Source organism: Streptomyces sp. LS1784 (assembly GCF_020103755.1).
Taxonomy (GTDB): Bacteria; Actinomycetota; Actinomycetes; order Streptomycetales; family Streptomycetaceae; genus Kitasatospora.
Genome location: NZ_JAHSQD010000816.1, coordinates 1 through 2,775, shown reverse-complemented (window position 1 = coordinate 2,775; position 2,775 = coordinate 1). Strand labels below are relative to the sequence as shown.

Here is a 2,775-nt window from a genome sequence, read left to right as displayed (position 1 = left end):
CGCCGCTGCCGGCGGACCGTCGCTACCAGCGGACCGCGCTGAAGTCCACGGGCACGGGCCGCAGCTCCCGGCACCGCTCGGCCAGCGCCCGCAGCCGGCGGTCCGCCTCCTCGGCGGGCATCCGGTGCCGGTCGCCGTGGCCGGGCAGCAGCCACTCGAAGCGCAGCACGCCGAGGCCGCGCCGCAGCGAGGCGGCGAGCTCCTCGATCGAGTACCAGGTCACCGACTCCACCACCTCGATGTCCCCGGTGGTGCGGGACCAGTACATGCTGTCGCCGCTGAAGCAGTACCGCTCGTCCGCGAGGAAGAGCACGCTGCCCCGGGTGTGGCCGGGGAACGGGTGGGCGACCAGGCCGGGCGAGATCTCCGTCGGCCCGGTGCCGCGCAGCACCCGGTCGGCGTCGGGGGCGGCCTCCAGATCGCCCTCGTGGATCCAGAGCCGGGCGCCGAACCGGTCGGCGTACGCCCGGCCGTGCACGGCATGGTCGCGGTGCGTGAGCAGGACGTCGGTGACCGGGCCGAGCCCGGCGTACCGGGCCGCGAGGGCCTCGCTGTAGCGCGGCGTGTCGACCATCACCCAGCCGGTCGGGCGGCGGCAGAGGTAGGAGTTGGCGCCCGCGGTGCGGCGGGAGTTGTGACCGAGCAGCAGCAGGTCGTCGGCGAGGGCCAGCGGGAACGGGTCCCCGGCCGGGTCCAGCGGCCCGGTGCCGGGGCGGATGGAGCGGGTCGGGCAGGCGTGGGCGGCGGCGAGCAGCTGCCGGCGCTCGGCCTCGTCGCGCGGCTGGCGGACCAGCTCGGAGCGGCCCTCGTGCTCGCGGATCAGGCCGGGCGCCAGCTGCCGGGCGACGTCGCAGTTGGTGCACCGGTCGTCGATGGACCAGTTCTCGGGCCGTTCGGAGCGCGGGTCGGTGGTCATGGATGCCTTCCCCCAGAAGGACGGCGGCCGGAGCGGCCGCTCCCTTCGAGCATCCGCCGGACCGGCCGGAAAGCGGAAGAGGGTGCGGATCTTGTGCTTTCCGGGGACGGGGCGTCTGCGGGCGGAAGCGGCCGACGAGGGCACGTGGCCCATCTCACGTGCCGCCGGGGTCACCTACGGTGGCGTAGGTCACTTGATTGGGTGAACTATCTCTTTCATGCCGAATCTCCAGGAGACCCTTGACCTCGATTCGTATGCCGCTCTCGGGGACAGCTTCACCGAAGGTCTGAACGACCCCGGCGTCGATGGCAGGTTCGCCGGGTGGGCCGACCGCCTGGCCGGAATACTCGCCGACGGGCGCCCGACGGGCGCCTTCCGCTACGCCAACCTCGCGGTGCGCGGCCGGCTGCTGGACCAGATCACCGCCGAGCAGGTGCCGCAGGTCCGCCGCCTCCATCCCGACCTGGCCACCTTCTGCGCGGGCGGCAACGACATCCTCCGGCCGGGCAGCGACCCGGACGAGGTGGCCGAGCGCTTCGAGGCCGCCGTCGTCCAACTCGCCGAGAACGCCGGGACGGTGCTGATCTGCACCGGCTTCGACACCAAGGACGTGCCGCTGCTGAAGCACCTGCGCGGCAAGATCGCCACCTACAACGGGCACGTGCGCGCCATCGCCGACCGCAACGGCTGCAAGGTGGCCGACCTGTGGTCGCTGCGCGCGGTCCAGGACCGCCGCGCATGGAGCGAGGACCGCCTGCACCTGTCCCCCGAGGGCCACCAGCGGGTCGCCCTGCTGGCCGCGCGCTCACTGGGCCTGCGCACCGAGCAGGACCCGGAGGCCCCGTGGCCGGACGCCCGCGTGCTCACCCCCGCCGACCAGCGGCGGGAGAACATCCAGTGGGCCCGCGAGCACCTGCTGCCCTGGGTCGGCCGGCGCCTGCGCGGCGAGTCCTCGGGCGACCACGTCGAGCCCAAGCGGCCGGAGCTGCTTCCGATCTGACGGATCGTCAGGTCGCTCCGCCGGGTGCCGCGGCCCGGGAGGTCCGCGGCATCCGGTGGAGCACCCCGGCGCAGCCCGCGCCGACCAGGTACCAGAGCAGGTCCGGCGGGTTGAAGGTCGAGCCCAGCACCAGCCGGGCCGGCGTGCTGTGCCGCCCCCAGGCGTCCGGCAGGCCGGTGAGCTGGAACAGCTCCACCGCCCAGCTGAGCCCGGCGGCCAGGACGGCGGCGCGGCCGGGGCGCACCCTCGGCACGGCCAGCACGAGCAGGGTGTACAGCAGGACGGTGTAGAGCGCGTCCCCGGCGTACTTGGCGAAGTCCCCGCCCAGCACCGCCCGCACGCCCAGCCCGGCCGCCACGGTCAGCATCGCCGCCGACGCGGCCGCCAGGCGCGTGCGCCGGTGCGCCCGAAGACCGTTCCCCCCGAGATCGTCCACGCGCCCCACGCTACCCCTTCACCCCGCACGCCCGTCCCCACCCCCGCGCCCTGTCCGCCCCCCGTGCACCCCCTCGTGCCAGAAGCCCCCCGGAACCACCACGCACCGCCGTACACCAGTCCTCACGACCAACGCCCCCCCGAGGTCGTTCACCCCCGCCACCGCGCCACCCCCAGGCCCCACACGCCCCACTTCGCCCCCGCGCCACCCCTTCACGCCACAAGCGGACCCCGACCCCCCGGAACCACCGCGCACCGCCGTACGTCACTCCCCCCGACGAACGTCCGCGCAGGTCGCGGGCGGGGTGAGGACCGGAAGGGACGGGCAGGGAAAGTGGCGCACGTGGGTGGGGCCGAGGCGGCCGGGGAGCAGGCGGGGCCGGCGGCGGGGCGGGACGGGCGGACCCGGCGCGGGTTCGCGGTG

3 protein-coding genes are annotated in these 2,775 nt (G+C 75.1%); 1 reads left to right on the top strand and 2 read right to left on the bottom strand.

All coding sequences use genetic code 11. From position 1 onward, the window contains the following. Positions 1 to 22: 22 nt before the first annotated feature. Entirely contained in the window at positions 23 to 916 is an 894-nt protein-coding gene (locus KS423_RS42815) for a 4Fe-4S domain-containing protein (protein WP_224285102.1), read from the bottom strand. 217 nt (positions 917 to 1,133) lie between these two features. On the opposite strand from KS423_RS42815, the gene KS423_RS42810 reads away from it, so the two are divergent. Next, positions 1,134 to 1,916: an SGNH/GDSL hydrolase family protein gene (locus KS423_RS42810; protein ID WP_224285101.1), complete on the top strand. Its 783-nt coding sequence runs from the start codon at positions 1,134 to 1,136 to the stop codon at positions 1,914 to 1,916. 7 nt (positions 1,917 to 1,923) lie between these two features. Here the strand turns inward: KS423_RS42810 and KS423_RS42805 are convergent, their stop codons facing one another. Continuing rightward, positions 1,924 to 2,283: a DUF2809 domain-containing protein gene (locus KS423_RS42805; protein ID WP_224285103.1), complete on the bottom strand. Its 360-nt coding sequence runs from the start codon at positions 2,281 to 2,283 to the stop codon at positions 1,924 to 1,926. Positions 2,284 to 2,775 lie beyond the last annotated feature (492 nt).